The sequence below is a fragment of the Paenibacillus silvae genome (assembly GCF_014639235.1).
Lineage (GTDB): Bacteria > Bacillota > Bacilli > Paenibacillales > Paenibacillaceae > Paenibacillus > Paenibacillus silvae.
The window spans coordinates 218,743-236,560 of the sequence record NZ_BMFU01000007.1 but is presented as its reverse complement, the minus strand read 5'-3'; the positions used below and the strand labels follow the sequence as shown (position 1 = coordinate 236,560).

At 50.7% G+C, this 17,818-nt stretch carries 13 protein-coding genes; 7 read left to right on the top strand and 6 right to left on the bottom strand.

Annotation, left to right across the window (positions count from 1 at the left end; all coding sequences use genetic code 11):
* Nucleotides 1-5 precede the first annotated feature (5 nt).
* From IEW26_RS21700 to IEW26_RS21670, 7 genes are all read left to right on the top strand, one after another.
* Nucleotides 6-1,385 (top strand): aspartate aminotransferase family protein, encoded by a 1,380-nt coding sequence (locus IEW26_RS21700; protein ID WP_188593847.1) that lies wholly within the window; start codon nucleotides 6-8, stop codon nucleotides 1,383-1,385.
* 76 nt (nucleotides 1,386-1,461) lie between these two features.
* On the top strand, nucleotides 1,462-2,727 hold the full coding sequence (locus tag IEW26_RS21695) for a M20 family metallo-hydrolase (RefSeq protein ID WP_188593846.1): 1,266 nt from the start codon (nucleotides 1,462-1,464) through the stop codon (nucleotides 2,725-2,727).
* 7 nt (nucleotides 2,728-2,734) lie between these two features.
* Entirely contained in the window at nucleotides 2,735-3,616 is an 882-nt protein-coding gene (locus IEW26_RS21690; RefSeq protein ID WP_188593845.1) for a nitrilase-related carbon-nitrogen hydrolase, read from the top strand.
* A 55-nt stretch (nucleotides 3,617-3,671) separates the two neighbouring features.
* Nucleotides 3,672-5,039 carry an NAD(P)-dependent oxidoreductase gene (locus IEW26_RS21685; RefSeq protein WP_188593897.1) on the top strand — a complete coding sequence of 456 codons (1,368 nt, stop codon included), beginning with the start codon at nucleotides 3,672-3,674 and terminating at the stop codon, nucleotides 5,037-5,039.
* Nucleotides 5,040-5,471: 432 nt separating this feature from the next.
* A complete protein-coding gene (preA, locus tag IEW26_RS21680; protein WP_145404455.1) occupies nucleotides 5,472-6,767 on the top strand; it encodes an NAD-dependent dihydropyrimidine dehydrogenase subunit PreA in 1,296 nt (431 codons plus the stop codon).
* On the top strand, nucleotides 6,764-8,218 hold the full coding sequence (hydA, locus tag IEW26_RS21675; RefSeq protein WP_145404454.1) for a dihydropyrimidinase: 1,455 nt from the start codon (nucleotides 6,764-6,766) through the stop codon (nucleotides 8,216-8,218). The genes preA and hydA overlap by 4 nt, the downstream gene beginning before the upstream one ends.
* Nucleotides 8,218-8,445: a hypothetical protein gene (locus IEW26_RS21670; protein ID WP_188593844.1), complete on the top strand. Its 228-nt coding sequence runs from the start codon at nucleotides 8,218-8,220 to the stop codon at nucleotides 8,443-8,445. The genes hydA and IEW26_RS21670 overlap by 1 nt, the downstream gene beginning before the upstream one ends.
* Nucleotides 8,446-8,535: 90 nt before the next feature.
* Here the strand turns inward: IEW26_RS21670 and IEW26_RS21665 are convergent, their stop codons facing one another.
* From IEW26_RS21665 to IEW26_RS21640, 6 genes are all read right to left on the bottom strand, one after another.
* Entirely contained in the window at nucleotides 8,536-10,248 is a 1,713-nt protein-coding gene (locus IEW26_RS21665) for a PucR family transcriptional regulator (RefSeq protein ID WP_229729968.1), read from the bottom strand.
* Between the two features lie 330 nt (nucleotides 10,249-10,578).
* Nucleotides 10,579-13,860 (bottom strand): efflux RND transporter permease subunit, encoded by a 3,282-nt coding sequence (locus IEW26_RS21660; RefSeq protein ID WP_188593843.1) that lies wholly within the window; start codon nucleotides 13,858-13,860, stop codon nucleotides 10,579-10,581.
* A gap of 33 nt (nucleotides 13,861-13,893) precedes the next feature.
* Nucleotides 13,894-14,841, bottom strand: coding sequence for a TetR/AcrR family transcriptional regulator (locus IEW26_RS21655; RefSeq protein WP_188593842.1), 948 nt, complete (start codon nucleotides 14,839-14,841; stop codon nucleotides 13,894-13,896).
* Nucleotides 14,842-16,112: 1,271 nt separating this feature from the next.
* Nucleotides 16,113-16,427 carry a DMT family transporter gene (locus tag IEW26_RS21650; protein ID WP_111269038.1) on the bottom strand — a complete coding sequence of 105 codons (315 nt, stop codon included), beginning with the start codon at nucleotides 16,425-16,427 and terminating at the stop codon, nucleotides 16,113-16,115.
* On the bottom strand, nucleotides 16,427-16,783 hold the full coding sequence (locus IEW26_RS21645; protein WP_188593841.1) for a DMT family transporter: 357 nt from the start codon (nucleotides 16,781-16,783) through the stop codon (nucleotides 16,427-16,429). Before IEW26_RS21645 ends, IEW26_RS21650 begins: the two co-directional genes overlap by 1 nt.
* A gap of 5 nt (nucleotides 16,784-16,788) precedes the next feature.
* On the bottom strand, nucleotides 16,789-17,403 hold the full coding sequence (locus IEW26_RS21640; protein WP_188593895.1) for a TetR/AcrR family transcriptional regulator: 615 nt from the start codon (nucleotides 17,401-17,403) through the stop codon (nucleotides 16,789-16,791).
* Between the last annotated feature and the right edge of the window lie 415 nt (nucleotides 17,404-17,818).

Sequence of the window (17,818 nt, the reverse complement as noted above, 5' to 3'; positions counted from 1 at the left end):
GACGGATGAGTTCTGTGAATCAGCAGCCCCAGCCCATGAGTGGCACGAGAGAAGAATGGCTGGAGAAGGATCGCAAGTACGTCTGGCACCACATCTCACCTCATAACGATCATCCGATGATTGCGGTTAGCGGAGAGGGTAGCTGGATTACGGATCAGGAGGGCACGCGTTATCTTGATGCGATGTCGGGATTATGGTGTGTCAATGTAGGGCACGGACGTGAGGAAATCGCGAAGAGCGCTTATAAACAGATGAAAACCCTCGCTTATATTCCAATGACACAGAGTCATGAACCCGCCATTTTGCTGGCAGAGAAGCTGAATGAATGGCTCGAAGGGCCGTATCGGATTTTTTTCTCCAACTCCGGCTCGGACGCGAATGAGGTGGCTTTCAAAATAGCCCGTCAGTTTCACCATCAGAATGGTGAGCCCACGCGTCACAAGTTCATCTCCCGTCACCGGGCATATCACGGGAACTCCATGGGGGCACTTGGTGCGACGGGTCAGGCAGCCCGCAAGATCAAATACGAGCCGCTTGGCGTGGGCTTCTCCCATGTTCCTCCGCCATACTGCTACCGCTGTCCGTTCGGCAAAAGCAAGGATAGCTGCGGACTGGAATGTGCGGCCATTTATGAAGAGGTGATCCGCTGGGAAGGCCCGGAGACGGTGGCTGCCGTTATTATGGAGCCGGTTATTACGGGCGGCGGCATGATTGTTCCCCCGCCGGATTATATGCGTACCGTACAGGATATCTGCCAGCGATATGGCGTGCTGCTCATTGTAGATGAGGTGATCTGCGGCTTTGGACGCTCGGGGCAGAAATTCGGCCATCAGAATTACGGGGTGCAGCCGGATATCGTTACGATGGCCAAGGGCATGACGAGTGCGTATGCACCGCTTTCCGCTACAGCAGTAAGATCGGACTTATACGATTCATTCCGCGAACCAGGCGATGACAGTCATTTTCGGCATGTGAATACGTTTGGCGGTAACCCGGTATCATGCCGGGTAGCGCTGGCCAACCTTGAGATTCTGGAACGGGAGCAGCTGGTTAGCCGGGCAGCGGCGCTGGGCAGCATGCTGGGCGAGAAGCTTGCGCCACTGCTCCAGCTTCCGCCCGTAGGTGATATCCGTCTCTTCGGATTCGCCTGCGGCATCGAGCTGATTGAGCCGGACGGTTCGCCAGCGAAAGCGGAGAACGTGATGAAGGTGTTGGCTCATTGTAAACAGGATGGCATATTGATTGGCAAGAATGGAGATACGGTGCCGGGCTTTGCTAATATTTTGACGCTGTCGCCGCCGTTTGTCACCACCGAGGAAGAACTCGATCTTATCGCAGCCAGCTTGTTTAATGCGCTTGGCAGTCTGCATGATTACCAGAATTAGGGGACGGGGGCATCAAGTGTGATGAGCATGAGATGAGCATATGAAACGCACAAGCTGATGCAAGGAGGGAAGCAGAATGCAGACAACAACCGACCCATCGATTAATCAGCTGCGGCTGATGCAGCATATTGAGGAGCTCGCGCAGATTGGCAGGATCGCAGATACAGGTGTATGTAGGCTTGCTCTTACGCCGGAGGATATGGAGGGGGTGAAACGGGTCAGAGCCTGGATGGAAGGGGCGGGTCTTTCGACTCGAATCGATGCTTTTGGCAATCTGATTGGTCGTCTGGAAGGAATGGATTCAACTCTGCCGATCCTGATGATCGGTTCACATATCGACTCCCAGCCTTATGGTGGACGTTATGACGGAGCTATCGGTGTATTAGGTGCGCTGGAGGCTGTACAATCCCTGATTGAGCAAGGCATACAGCCGCTGATGCCCATTGAGGTCATTGCCTTTTGTGATGAGGAGGGGGCCCGGTTTAACAAGGGATTGTTCGGTTCACGCGGCATTACGAATCAGCTGGAGGAAGGAGAGCTGGAACGTCAGGACAAGAACGGGGTGACTCGGCGGGAGGCACTGGAGGCCTGCGGCTGTTCGCCAGCTGATTTCGCTGCTGCTGCATATTCGCCAGGTTCTATCGGGCATTATCTGGAGCTGCATATCGAGCAGGGGCCTGTGCTGGAAGCTATGAATGCTCCTGTAGGTTTGGTGACAGGCATCTCCGGGCCGCTCTGGCTCACGGTAACGATGAAGGGGATGGCCGGGCATGCGGGTTCTGTTCCAATGCTTATGCGTCATGATGCCCTTGCAGGCAGTGCCAAAGTGATTGCCGCTTTTGATGATATGGTGCGTGAGGACCCGGATGCCCCCACTGTTGGTACGGTAGGAAGTCTGAGGGTGTTCCCGGATTCGAGGAATATCATTCCTGAGGAAGTTAGCTTTACGGTGGATTTACGGGATATGGATATGAAGCGCCGTAATCGGCTCCAGGCGCAGCTGATGACTTTGCTGGACGAGGTCAGCTCTCGTTATGGTCTAACGTATTCCGTCAACGAGGATACCAACAGTGAGCCTCGATACTGCGCCGAGTCGATCATGTCTGTCATTCGCTCTGCTGCAGAAGAGATTCAGCTACCCCTTCCGGAGCTGATGAGCGGCCCGTTCCATGATGCATTGGCACTGTCGTATGTGTGCGATTATGGCATGATTTTTGTTCGCAGCAAGGATGGCATCAGTCATCATCCAAGTGAATATTCCTCCCCTGAGGATATTGCGCTGGGTACAGAGGTGCTGTTCCGTACCATCCGCAGCATGTGCATATTACCAAAGGAGGCGTGATGACGTTATGAGTGTAATTCGTATCGGTTTGATTCAGGCATCCCATGACATTGAGGGTGAAGCCCCTGTTGAAGTGCATAAGGAGGCGGCGATTCAGAAGCACATCAGGCTTGTACGTGAGGCAGCGGCGAGAGGGGCGCAGATCATCGGGCTGCAGGAGGTTTTCTACGGACCTTACTTTTGCACAGAACAAACACCCAAATGGTACGCATCGGCAGAGCGGGTGCCGGAAGGGCCGACAACCAGACGCTTTCAGGAGCTGGCGAAGGAGCTTGCTGTAGTCCTTATTTTGCCTGTGTACGAGGTGGATGGAATTGCTTCCTATTACAATACAGCGGCGGTCATTGATGCGGACGGAACGTATCTGGGCAAATATCGCAAGCATCATATTCCCCATGTGGAGGCAGGAGAAGGGACAAACGGCTTCTGGGAAAAATATTATTTCAAACCCGGCAACCTCGGTTATCCGGTATTTGATACGGCCTACGCCAAAGTGGGCGTGTATATCTGTTATGATCGCCATTTTCCGGAAGGAGCGCGTCTGCTTGGGCTGGCAGGGGCCGAAATTGTGTTCAATCCGTCCGCTACGGTGGCAGGCACCTCGGAGTATTTGTGGAAACTGGAACAACCCGCTCATGCAGTAGCTAATGGTTATTATGTAGCGGCAATCAATCGTGTAGGCGTGGAAGCGCCGTGGAATATGGGTGAATTTTATGGGCAGTCGTATCTGGTGGACCCGAGGGGACGCATGGTGGCTGTAGGCAGCAGGGACCAGGATGAAGTGGTTATTGGCGAGATGGATACGGAGATGATTCGGGAAGTGCGTAATGTGTGGCAATTTTATCGGGATCGCAGACCTGAGACGTATGAGCAGCTGGTGAGTCTGTAGTGCGGCTGACTGAAAGTGAATACAGGTCGTTAATCTACAGGAGGTGCGTACATTGATGAATCACTCTGGAGCAGCAGGGTCCGATTATGGATGGGAGTCTCGTTTTGTCGAGATGAAACCGGCAATGACTGGCAAGGAAGCAATGGAGGAATCCAACCGCTGTTTGTATTGTTACGATGCTCCGTGTATTAAGGCGTGCCCCACCGATATTAATATCCCTTCTTTTATTAAAAAAATAGCAACCGGGCATCTCAAAGGATCGGCTCGCACGATCATGGATGCCAATCCAATCGGTGCGAGCTGCGCTCGAGTCTGTCCCACGGAGGAGCTGTGCGAGGGTGCTTGTGTGCTGAACGAATCTTCAAAGCCGATTCGCATTGGGGACTTGCAGCGTTATGCAACGGATTGGGCGAGGGAGAGCAATGAACCTCTTTTCCATGCAGCTCCTGCAAATGGCAGAAGCATTGCTGTTGTCGGTGCAGGACCTGCCGGACTCTCGGCAGCACGTGAGCTGGGAAGGGCAGGTTATGAAGTGACCATCTATGAAGCCAAGGCAAAAGGCGGCGGGCTGAATACCTACGGCATCGTATCCTTCCGTTTGCCCGAGCAGGTTCCGCTGTGGGAAGTAGAACAGGTGGAAGCGCTGGGCGTGCAGATTCGCTATGGTGTGCGCATTGGCATCGACATGGCGGCGTCGGAGCTCCTGGAGCGGCACGAGGCTGTAATTCTGGCTTGTGGCATGGGATCGGTTCCGATGCTGGGCATTGAGGGGGAGACGCTGGAAGGGGTGTATGATGCCATTGAGCTTGTGGAATCGACCAAGCAAGGTGTACCGCCAGCGCTCCATGGCTTGAACGTAGCTGTTATTGGTGCAGGCAATACGGCGGTGGATGCAGCGACCTGTTCCGTGCGGCTGGGTGCAGAGCGGGTGCAGATGTTGTATCGGCGCGGGGTGCAGCAGATGACAGCCTATGCGTTTGAGTACACTTTTGCCAAGCAGGAGGGTGTAGAGTTTCGTTGGTTTACGATGCCGCAGCGTATTCTCGGTGATGAGAATGGCCGGGTTCGTGCCGTAGAATGTGTGAAAATAGAGCTTGTAACACCGCCTGGCGGCGGACGGGCGCTGCCTGTAGCTGTGGAGGGCTCCACCTTCACCGTTGAATGTGACACCGTCATTCGGGCCATTGGACAGAATCGGCTGCTGCCAATCATTGAAGCGTTTGAGCTGCGTCATGACGGAGGCGTTGTGGAAGTTGAGACGCATACGTACCGCACTTCGCATCCTCAAGTGTATGCGGCTGGCGATGTTGTTTTTGGTCAGGGTCAAGGAGAGGCAATGGTGGTTTCGGCTGCACAACAGGGTAAACTGGCTGCTGCTGCGATCATGAAGGCACTCCCGGGTCGCACCGTGGAGAGTGCATAAGGAAGTGTATGAGGAACGTGCATGAGGAAAGTCATGAGGACGTAAGGAAGGTGCATGAGATAAGGTCCAAGTGCAAAACACAAGTGTATTGAAATGACGTCGGATGTCGGCGGTCTCCGTAAACACTCACGACGTTCGCAAAAACTTATCTCTATGGGACCTCATATTGGCTCCGGATCGGCTAACGATCCCCAGAAAGCTTATTACGGCGAAAACGGGGCATGGGGAAATCTAACGATTCTCACGAGCCTTATTTCATTCCGAAACGCCGAAATACGGCTGGAAACGTGCAAAAACAGCTGAATAGCGTTCCTGCGAATCGTTAGAATTTTCAAAGGCCGTATTCAAGCTAAATAAGCGCTGTGGGAATCGTTAGGATGGAGACTCACAATTCATTGAACTTATAAAGCTCTTATCCAAGGAGGGATTGATATGGCGGACTTATCGATTAATCTGGCGGGCATTCAGTCGCCTAATCCATTCTGGCTTGCCTCGGCACCACCGACCAATACGGGATACCAGGTCCAGCGTGCGTTTGAGGCGGGCTGGGGTGGTGCGGTATGGAAAACACTCGGCGAGCCGATTATCAACACCTCCTCCCGCTTTGCGGCAGTTCACTTTGGCGGGCAGCGTGTGGCGGGCTTTAATAACATCGAGTTGATCTCTGACCGTCCGCTGGAAGTGAATCTGCGCGAGATTGCCGAGACCAAGAAGCGTTTCCCGGACCGTGCGATCGTCGCCTCTCTCATGGTTGAGCCGCGGAGGGAGAAGTGGCATGAGATCGTTAAAAAGGTGGAGGCTGTCGGGGTCGATGGTCTGGAGCTGAACTTTGGCTGCCCACATGGTATGGCTGAACGCGGCATGGGTGCTGCTTCAGGCCAACAGCCTGATCTGGTCGAGCTGCAAACGATGTGGGTCAAAGAGGTAGCTGCCACACCGGTCATCGTGAAGTTAACGCCGAATATCACAGATATTACGGCAACGGCCCGGGCCGCTGTACGCGGCGGGGCCGACGCTATCTCGCTCATCAACACGATCAATTCTCTAGCTGGAGTTGATCTGGATTCGTGGAATACGGTGCCGCATGTAGGTGGCAAGGGAGCGCATGGCGGTTACTGCGGCCCCGCAGTGAAGCCTATTGCACTGAACATGGTAGCGGAGTGTGCTCGCCATCCCGAGGTTGGAGTACCGATATCTGGCATTGGCGGTATATCCGACTGGCGGGATACCGCGGAATTTTTGCTAATGGGTGCAACGGGGGTACAGGTCTGTACGGCGGCCATGCATCATGGCTTCCGTATTGTGGAGGATATGATTGACGGTCTGAACGATTATCTGGACGAAAAGGGACTCAGCAGTGTATCGGAGCTGGTGGGTCGGACCGTACCCAAATATTCGGATTGGGGCAATCTCGATTTGAATTACAAGGTCGTGGCCCGCATCAATCGTGATGTCTGTATCAACTGCAACAAATGCCATATTGCTTGTGAAGATACGTCCCATCAATGCATTGACATGTTAACCGACCCGTCAGGCGCTTATCTGGAGGTGGTGGAGGAGGACTGCGTTGGCTGTAATCTGTGCTCAATTGTCTGTCCTGTGGAAGGGGCAATCGAGATGGTAGAACTGGCATCGGATCAGGCACCCGTTACATGGAATGAACGTCAATCGGCGATTGCTGTGCTGCAGTCCGTCCGTAACCAATCAACCAAGGAGGCGATTTCATGAGTAACCGTACTTTGATTCGTAATGGGATATTAGTGACGGCATCGGATACGTTTGAAGCAGACCTTTTGATTACGGCGGGAAAAATTGAACAGATCGGCATAGGCTTAACGCCGGATGACCAGACAGAGGTTATTGATGCATCGGGCTGTTATGTCATACCAGGTGGTATTGATCCGCACACTCATCTTGACATGCCGTTTGGCGGCACGGTCACCGCGGATGATTTTGCTACAGGAACGCAAGCGGCTGCATTTGGGGGAACAACAACAATCATTGATTTTTGTCTGACCCAGAAGGGCCGTCCCTTATCTGAATCGCTGCAGGAATGGCATAACAAGGCCAGAGGCAAGGCAGTCATTGACTACGGATTCCACCTGATGATTGGTGAGATGAATGATCAGGTGCTGGAGGAGCTCCCGCAGATCATTGAAGAGGAGGGCGTGTCATCCTTCAAGGTATTTATGGCGTACAAAAACCAGTTCCAGGCAGATGATGGGATCCTCTTTCAGACACTGCAAAAGGCGAAAGAATACGGAGCACTGGTCATGGTGCACGCCGAAAATGGAGATGTCATTGACCTGCTTGTGAAGCAGGCACTGGCCGAAGGGCGAACTGCGCCGATCTACCATGCGCTGACTCGTCCCTCCATGCTGGAGGGAGAAGCGACCGGACGTGCCGCCCGTTTGGCTGCACTGGCGGATTCGCAGCTGTACGTGGTGCACGTCACTTGCGCGGAAGCGGTTGAGCAGATCGCACGAATGCGTGAGCTGGGTTATCGAATCTGGGGAGAGACGTGTCCACAGTATCTGACGCTGGAGCAGTCCATCATGGATCAACCCGATTTCGAGGGGGCGAAGTATGTCTGGTCTCCACCGTTAAGGGAGAAGGGACATCAGGAGGCACTGTGGAATGCGTTGAAAAGTGGACAGCTGCAAACGATCGGCTCGGACCACTGCTCGTTTAATTTTAAAGGGCAGAAGGACCTCGGTATGCAGGATTTCAGCAAAATTCCGAATGGCGGGCCAGTCATTGAGGATCGGCTCAGTATTCTCTACTCGGAGGGAGTGGCTAAAGGCCGAATTTCACTGAATCAGTGGGTTGATCTGTGCTCGACCAAGGCGAGCAAACTGTTCGGGTTATTTCCGCAAAAGGGAACACTGGCTGTCGGTACGGATGCGGATATCGTCATTTTTGACCCATCCATAAAGAGAGTCATTTCGGCAGAAACCCATCACATGAACGTGGATTACAGCGCGTTCGAAGGCATGCAGGTGCAGGGCTGCCCGGTAACCGTGCTGTGTCGGGGAGAATATGTGATACGGAATCGGCAGTTTGTCGGGGCATCCGGTGCAGGAGAATATGTGAAGCGCAGCAAATACGATGCGCAGGAACCGCTCCCGTCAAGAAAGCAGCTCTCTGCAATGGCTGCATCGAATGGGGGGCGAAGCTGATGTCGGAGCGCGAAACGTTTGAGGAAGAGAAGCACACGATTGAGCAATTGGTGGCACAGGGGTATCGGATCTGCTCGGTTCGGGAACATCTGGAGGGCGCTCATGTTACATGGGAGCACCCTGATCTCCCGGGGGAGAATGTGGAGCAGCATGTGGGTACAGCCGCAGGTCGCAAGTGGTTCAGTCATATATTGATTCGTCAGCTGCAGACCCGGAGGGGAGCGTAATCCATTCCAATACATGGGCTGCTTCACTGCCGTTTACAGGACACAGCACGAATTATTACACGATCTCGTCTTACGACAAGCTAAGACTTCTTACAAAAGCGGTCCGTTTATATACTCGTAAGCGTATAGCGCAAGCTCCATGGCCACTCGCTTCTCCGGCAGGAGATAGTCTTTTCCCAAAAGTGATTCAATTTTGTCCAAACGGTGATACAGCGTCTGTCTGACAATAAACAGCGCACTGGCTGTCTCTTGTTTGGAGCAGCAGAGAGTCAGGTACTGTTTCAGCGTAAGGAGCAGCTGGCCGCCTTTCTCTGAGTCATATCTGATAAGAGGGCCTAAATATTCGGTAATAAAATCATTCAAATTGCCGCTCTGCTTCATACTCGCGATAATTCGATAACAGTGAAGATTGCTGTAGAAAGGCTGCTGCATCACGCCAATGTCCTTCTGGATGCGCAGCGTTTCCCTGGCTGATTCCAGACTCTCCCGCAGACGGGATAAGTCGGAGTAGCTCTGACCAATGCCCAAGAGACCAGAGAAGAGTTGATGGGTCTGCTCCTGCTCGTGCTGTTTTAATTGCTGTATGCAGTGCCAAACCTTATTTTTACGCAGCGTTTCTGATTGAGGATCAATTACGATAACAATAATTTGAAGGTTAAGTACGGTGCTGTAGAGTGTGAAGCCCTCTCGGGCAAATATGGAGCGGGCCACAATATTACGCTGAATCAAAAGCTTCTGGAGTCGGAGACTGTCGTTGTGGACTGGATGGCTATCAAATAAAATAACGGCAGCCTGGGCTTTGCAGAGCCGGGGATCGGCAGCCGAAAGATACTCCTGAATCTCCTTGGTGGTATGGCTTCCGTTTAACCAGTCGATGACCCACATATCCTCCTTGTAACGTCGCTTTTCCTCCATATATTTTGTGCGCATCCAGTCCTGGGCTATGGCAGCAGCACAGCGCTCCAGTGCTTGAATAACATAACTTTCAGATGGACGGGTCTCTGGAGGTTGGTTGAGATCGATGTCTTCAGGTTGATGTGGAAAAAGGACAAGATCAGCGAAGGTATACTCTAACGCCTGAACAGGTATGCTGATGCCGTTCATTCGATGTGCTGAATGCGGGGTAGACCCGATATCGAATTGAGCTGCAGCGTCTCCAGCTGAATTCTGTTCATTAGGTTGCGTATGGTTTTCCGTATAAACATGCTGTCTCCGCGCCTCCAGCTGCTCCGGGGGGACATACGGTACTGCAATGGGCTCTCCTTCCAGTGGATACAGAGCTACGGCATATCCCGTATTCCGCGACAGGAGCCGTAGTAACGGCAGTACACCGTCTCCATTCAGCAGCAGCTGATGAAAAGAGGTGGTGAGCTGGTCCAGCTCGGCAACCATACGCTGATGACTGCGGATCAGAGCAAAATGAAGATCTTGAGTAATATCAATATACCGAACCTGATCATGAAACCAGATCAGCGGAAAATCGGCTTCAGCGGCGATCTGCTTCAGCCTTTCCAGCTGAGGGCGGGTATGCTCCCCCAGTTCAATACATAATCCCGCGGCGCCGCAGGTAATCAATTGATGCAGAAAGGACAAGCCTCTCTGATTGCCTTCAGACCATCCAATGCCTGTTGTAAGGATCAATTCTCCTCCACTGAGCAAATCCCCGATCTCTGGCACCTCCATAATATGTACCCAGCGCACATAACGCTCCAGCGCACGATCACTGGCCACATATTCCGCCTTGCGAAATACGGGACGTTTCAGCATGTCTCTGATCTGGATATGAAGCGTAGGTTCTTCCACCTGGTCACCGCCCTTCGCCAATGATCATCTGTTTGATGCTATAGCAATCAATCATGCAATCTTATGCTTTATTCAGGCTGTTGTAAGAATAAGTATACGTGCTTTTGCAGTTGATGAGCTTACACCTTACATTCTTTAGTTTGAATGACAAAAAACCTCGATATTTTTGTGATGTCTCTTAAATTCAAGTGAATTATGAAAGTTTTTCTTACATCGATGTTAAAAAAGGCCCTTGATCAGGCAATGGAAGCAGTCATCATTCCATTGCCCGTCAGGGCCTGTTTTTCCAGCACGTTTGAAGCTTTGCTGTGCTGTGATTAGACAATTACATTAATCTGCGATTTTTTTCTTTTTAAATTTCATCAGGAACTCATACACAATCGGCACAATGACAAGGGTGAGCAGTGTAGAACTGATCAGACCACCGATAACTGTGATGCCCAGCCCTTTGGAGATAATCCCCGCGCTCTCTTCGAGACCTGTGACGAGTGGCAGCAGGGCACCAATAGTAGCCAGTGCCGTCATCAGGATAGGACGCAGACGCGTAGCTCCTGCTTCGAGCAGTGCCTCACGCGTAGAGATTCCCTCGTTTTCTTTGTGAATAACGCGGTCGATCAACACGATGGCATTCGTAACCACGATACCAATCAGCATCAGTGCACCCATCATAGCAGATACGTCGAGCGTGCCTCCTGCGATGAATAGACCAACCATGATTCCGATCACGGTGAACGGAAGTGAGAACAGAATTGCAAATGGAGCAAGTCCACCGCCAAAGGTTACAACAAGCACGAAGTATACAATCGCAATGGCTGCCAGCATCGCCAGCCCCAGCTGTGTAAATGTATCATTGATTTGCTCGGTTGTACCGCCAAACTTCACCTCGACGCCATCTGGCAGGTCGAGCTTGTCGATGCTTGCTTGCAGGTTCTGCGAGGCTTTGGCCACGTCGGAAGCCAGAATGTTGGCTGTGACCTGCACAACCACTTTGCCATCAATACGCATGATGGAGTTCGGTGAAGTGCCTTCCTCCACTTTGGCCACATCCTTGATCGGAACCTGGATGCCCAGGGGTGATGTCACGGTTTCGTTTTCGATATCCTTAATGCTGCTGAATGTTTTGTTGTCAGTTTCAACGTAGACCTTATACGTTTTGTTATCAATGTCTACTTCGGTGAGCACTGGACGTTCGCGCACCGGACTGAGCTTCATGGCCAGTTGGCCTGCTGTAAGACCAAGCTTGCTCAGCTTCTCCTGATCGGCAACCAGCGTGTATTGACCGTACGTGTCGGAGATTGTGGTATCCGCTTTTTCAAAAGAGTCCTTATCTGCCTGAACCAGCTTCAAAACTTCTTCGGCTACCGGCTTCAACTGCTCCACACTGTCGCCGTAGATGGACAGACTCAGGTTGCTGCCGCCGAATCCGCCGGACATATCGAGTTCATTCCACGTGCCTTTGGTTACTTCTTTTTGCAGACCTTCAACCAGCTGTTTCTTCACATCGGTGAAGTCCTTGGTATCCTGGTTGTATTGGATATAGAAGAGTGCGGAGTTTCCGCCGCCTCCACCCATGCTGGCGAGCGGGCTGCTACCGCCGATGGAGTATTGCATTTTCTCCAGACCTGGCTGTTTCAGCAGCCATTTTTCAGCCACCAGTGCTTCTTTCTCTACATCTTCACGGAGTGAGCCTGTTTCCGGGCTGTACGTAATCGTTACATATTTATCCTTCTGCTCTGGCAGGAAGCTTGCACCGATGAATGGATACAGGAACAAGCTGCCGACCAGCAGCAGGATCGCAATGCTGACCGTAATGATTTTATGATTGAGTGTCCAGTTGAGCAGGCGTTTGTAACCACCAGCCAGCTTGCCCGGTTTCTCCTCATGATTTTGTTTACCCTTGATGCCTTTGCGGAACAGGCTGTGTGCCAGCATCGGAACGATGGTGATCGCAACGAGCAGTGAGGCGAGCAGGGCGAATACCATGGTCAAGGCAAACGGTGTGAACAGCTCTCCGACCATACCGCTGACGAGTGCTAGCGGCAGGAATACCGCAATCGTAACAATGGTGGAGGAGAGAATCGGAATAAACATTTCACGAGTGGCTTCACGAACCAGCTCACGGCCTTTAAGCTTCTCGTTTTTGAGAGTCATCCTGCGATAGATGTTCTCGATAACAACGATGGAGTCATCGACAACCCGACCAATCGCAACGGTCATCGCTCCCAGCGTCATCATGTTCAATGTAATGTCCATCAGGTTGAGTGCTGTCAATGCCATCAGCAAGGAAAGCGGAATCGAGATAATGGAGATGATGGTTGAACGAATGTTACGCAGGAAGAGCAAAATAATCAGGACTGCGAATAAAGCACCGAAGGCCGCTTTACCCAGCATCGTATTCACGGAATCCTGAATCGGCTTGCCTTGGTCAAGCAGGATGGTCAGCTGGGCGTTTTTAAACTGCTTTTGCAGTTCTTCGGCTTTGCTCTTCACTGCTTTAACGACATCAACGGTATTGGCATCATTGGATTTGACCACCGAAATACCGATGGACTCCTTGCCGTTGGTGCGTGAGATGGACTCGGCTTGACCGATTACCTCAATTTTGGCGATATCGCTCAGCTTGATCGTTGGAATTCCAGCTGTGCTGACAGCTCCTGCTGCACCGGAAGGATTCGCAGCAGCAGCGTTTCCGCCGCCGGTTTGCCCGGTTGAAGGGCTGGAGCCTTGTGCGGCGCCAGCAGCACCCTGCCCGGCTTGAGCTGTTGGATCAGCAGCTTGACCTGCCTGGGCTCCGCTGCCTGTAGTACCTTGCGGAGCGGCAGCGCCCTGTCCGGCACCTTGGCCTGCAGAAGCTCCAGCCCCGCTTGGCACAACAGGAATAGCCAGATTTTTCAGATCATCCAGCCCGATGATGTTGCCATCCACCACGACCGCTTTCTGGGATTTATCCAGTTCGAAGAGGCCGAGAGGCACACGAATAGACGAGCCTTTAACAATACCATCTACCGTATCTTCGCTGAGGCCCAGTTCAGCCATCTTGGCTTGATCGAACTTCAATTGTACTTCTTTGACATATTGACCGGACACCTGGACTTGAGCCACACCGTCAATATCTTCGAGTGCGGGTTTGATATCCGTGTCCACAAGACGTGTCAGTTCCTCCAGATCACCGCCGTCCTTGTCGGACAAGCTCAGGGAAACAACGGGGAACGAGTTAATGCTGAATTTGGAGATGGTTGGTTTCTGCACACTGTCCGGTAATTGTACCTCGTTCAGTGCTTCACGAACGGTTGCTGTAGCGTTCGTCAGATCGGTTCCATAATCGAATTCAAGTGTGATGGATGCTGCATTTTCCATCGAAGTAGAGGTAATCGTTTTGACACCTTCGACATTGCGCAGCTTCTGTTCGAGCGGCTTCGTGACATCTTCCACAATACCCTCAGGAGCTGCACCCGGATCAATCGCCGTGACATTCAGAAACGGTACATTAATGTTGGGAATGGTCTCCTGTTTCATCGTAACTCCGCTGTACAGACCAGCAAATGAGATGATAATAGTGAGAATCCAGATCGCAAACTTGTTGTTCAGTGAAAAGTTAATAATGCCTTTCATACGTTGGTTTCTTCTCCTCTCTGTGTCTCCTGTTTATGTGTTTGACGAGTCAGCCTGGATAAACCGGTTATACATGGTATCCATAATGTGCTGAAGCTCGGAGTGCATAGGTTCAAGCAGCGCGATCCCTTCCAGATTGCGCATCATACCCAGAATGATGGCTCGTCTCGGGGAAAACTCCATAATCTCTTGTCTTAGTATGGCAATGGTCTCAAGGACATCATTCCTTGATTGTCCCGCGGGAAGCTCCCGGGATGCGATGTCCTGCATCTGCTTCAAAATATGGACGGGATGTCGCAGTATCGCTGAGTCCGGCTGCGTTTCCGCAACCCAGGCTGGCCACTGCTCAAGCGGAAATAACGGTACGGGACGCTGCTGGAGATAACCTGCTGCTGCATAATCCATCATCTGCAGGAGGTTGGATGCCATCTTGTTCACCGTCAGTGAAGGCATCTCGGTAAACCAGATTTTCACATAAGACAGGAAAAGCCCATGCGTCAGCATAATGAGATCAATGGTATAAGGCTCAATATCTGGGCCGTACAAGTCCTCCAGTTTGCTTTTGAACCAATGCAGTGTGCGAATCTCGATATCTCTTTGCTGAGGAGTGCATTTTTCCTTGCGCTGCTGCTCATCATCCATCATCATGCTCCGCATCTGCACACGTAAAAATTCCTTTAATTCGGCGACATGTGTCAGCAACGCTTCAATCTGCTTGTGCAGCCGCTCTCGAGAGGTCAGACTGGCCTCGTGCTCGATCTGGGACATCTCGTCCATCAGTACGTACACACAATACTCCAGCGTACTGGCCTCCAGCTCCTCCTTGGATTTGAACATCAGATATAAGCTGCCTTTAGACATCCCGCATAACTCGGCAATTTCCTGCATGGAGGTAGCGGCACTGCCCTTGGCAGAAAACAGCTTGAGCGCTGTGGTGATGATCAGCTTTCTCTTTTCGTTCATCTCATGAATTGGGTTCATTAAGGGTACATTCACCTCATTGGGAACTCTTGAGTTCTTGAATTGACTTCGTGGTCAAAACTAGTATAAACGATGTGAATAACAGATTACAAATTCTCTATGTTTTGAGGGGCTGATGCGGGGAAAGATGTAGGTGAAGACAATTAGTATCCATGCGCTCTCATTCGCAAACCTAGCATGAAAATAGCAAAGAAAGTACATTCTACAGGCTGTGAATAAGCTGTATCTTGTACTTGGGTTGTTATAGAAGAGCTAGGGGAATAGATAGGACAGGCGAATAGATCAGGGGCAAGGCTCGACTACATGGGCCCTTTGATATTGGTTGGGAGGAACTGGAACTCTGGCACAGTTTATCAGGCGAGCTTATTTATCATGTGCTTTATTTACTCACTTTTATGTATAACTTGCTGTACAACTTAGAGTGTAACTTAGAGTGTAACTTACTGTGTAACTCACTGTTTGACCTACTGTATAACTCTCTCATTGTCCTAATCTCATGTGAACAGCTACTCATGTTCTTTCTCACACGTCACACTGTCCGATTGTTACTTCATCCTTATGTTGTGACTTAGCCTAACACTGTAACTTTCCTTCCCGCTGTAACTCCTGCTTCATGACGAGGGTGGTCAGCCACAACAGCGTGCTGGGAGCTGCACGCAGTGCGCAAACTGCGGCTTAATGTATGAGGAGGGCGTCGGTATACGTTGAGCGTTTATAGAGGTTGTACTTGAAAAGTTTAGATTGGTTTGCTTGACCGATTGTATAGCGCTGGGCTTGAAGTTTTGCTTGAATGTATACGGTTTGTATTGAGTGGATGCATAAAGTTTTGCTTGAATGTATATCCGTTTGTGTTGCATGGATGCATAAAGTTTTGTGTTTGAATGCGAAGAGATTGTGTTTTTTGAAGGCATAAAATGATGTACTTATACCATAGAAGATATGTTCCGGCCGAAAATTCAGAGTGGTTGTGCTTGAGTATTTAAGATTATTTCTCACACACCCAGATATTCTAACGAATTCAGATGAGCTTATATTGATGATTTAGAGCCATCTGAAAATGTAACGATTCCCAGAAACCTTATTTCGCTATAAAACAAGAAAAAGGACCGATTTTATTGACGGATCTCTCAAATAAGGTCTCCTGGAATCGTTAGAAATTAAAAACGTGTCATATCACCCAAATAGCGTTTCCTGGAATCGTTAGGATACAAAAAACACCAAAACCGCCGGAAGCGGTTCAGATTTCCAGCGTTTGGTTTCATGCTTTTCTGTTACGTAATCAGCTTCAATCCGACAGCGGCCACCAAAATCATGGCGATAAACAGCAGTCGCTTTGCTTCCTTCCGTTCACCGAACAGCAGCATGCCTGTCACCGTGCTTCCCACCGTACCGATTCCCGTCCATACAGCATAGGCTGTGCCCATAGGAATGGCTGTCATAGCGTAGGATAACAGCGAGAAGCTGAATACAAAGGATACGAGCATCAGAACGATGTATGGCCACCCTTTGCGAGAAGAAGCCCCGTTAATACCGATGACGCCAAAAATTTCACAGATTCCTGCGCCAGCAATCGCGAGCCAAGCCATTATGCGGCACCTCCTTTAACTTGTGGTTCCTTGTTTTCCTGTTGATCTGTCACGAGCTTTAATCCGACGACACCGCAGAGCAGCAGTCCAATCAGCAGTATTTTAGCCAGACGAAACGGCTCGCCAAACAGCAGCATCTCGGTTAATACTGTGCCGGCGGTACCAATCCCTGTAAATACAGCATAGACCGTACCAACGGGCAGCCTGTTGGAAGCAGCAATGATTAACGCAAAGCTAATAACAATGGCTGCTGCGGTCAAAGCCCATTCCCATGTATTTGAGGCATGCTTGAGCCCGCTGACCCAGACAATCTCAATGATTCCACCAATAAAAACGTATAACCAGTTGCGGTTCATGATGTTCAATCTCCTTCTGGCACAGCAGAACGTGCCACTTCATTCAAGCTTCTTACGCCATACCAAAAGACAGGCCATGCAGCATCCAGTCTTCGCTTGTAACGGCGCGAGCTTCCGTATATGATCTCGACCGTAATGCCATCGAGAAAGGTCATAAATGCAATCGCTGCCTGCTCGGCGGGAAGCGGCGGAACATCTTCTTCGCGGATCGCTCGCTGCAACAGCCTGGACAATGCACGCTCCATGCCATCCAGAAAAGGATAAACCAGATCCATGACCTGGCTGTACAGATCAGGCGGCGGATAATAACAGTTACGCAGCATCAATCTGGCAGAAGCATGAGCCTGATACTCCTGCTCAAACCAGGTCAGCAATCCCCGTAGACGCTCTTCCAGCGGCAGATGGTTTTGATCGCGGAAATACTCCAACGTATGACGCCGTACCTCATCAAATGCATACTCAAGCGTGCGCATGAACAAGTCCTCTTTCCCACTGAAATGCGCATATATCGACGGTTTCTTGATTCCAACCTCATCAGCTATCGCTCTTAATGAAGCCCCTTCATAGCCGTCTCTGGCAAAATGATAAAGGGCCGCATCCCGAATGGAATGAGCAGTCATTGTGTTCACCTTCCTAACGATCGTTAGGGAACATCTTTTCACACATTTCATCCTCTGTCAAGATAAAAAATACACCCGCCGCAATTGAAGAAAGCAGACGGATGTATACTACATACGGTTTTAATAAGGTATTTGCTTAATGTTTTGACCTGGAGTTGCTATTAATATTTTGACCTGAAGTTGTTATTAATGTTTTGACCAGAAGTAGCTGCTACTGTTGTGATTTGAAGTAGCTGTTTGTGATCTGAAGTTGTTGTTATTGTTATGACCTAAAGTCACTGATATTGATGTGTTCTGAAGTCGATACATGTTATATACAAAACTCACTATAAGAGGCTGAAATAATTTAGACTGGTTGTTCTGTCATCGGAGTGTCCGTGAAACAACCCTTCATTTAACAATGCACAGCTCAAAG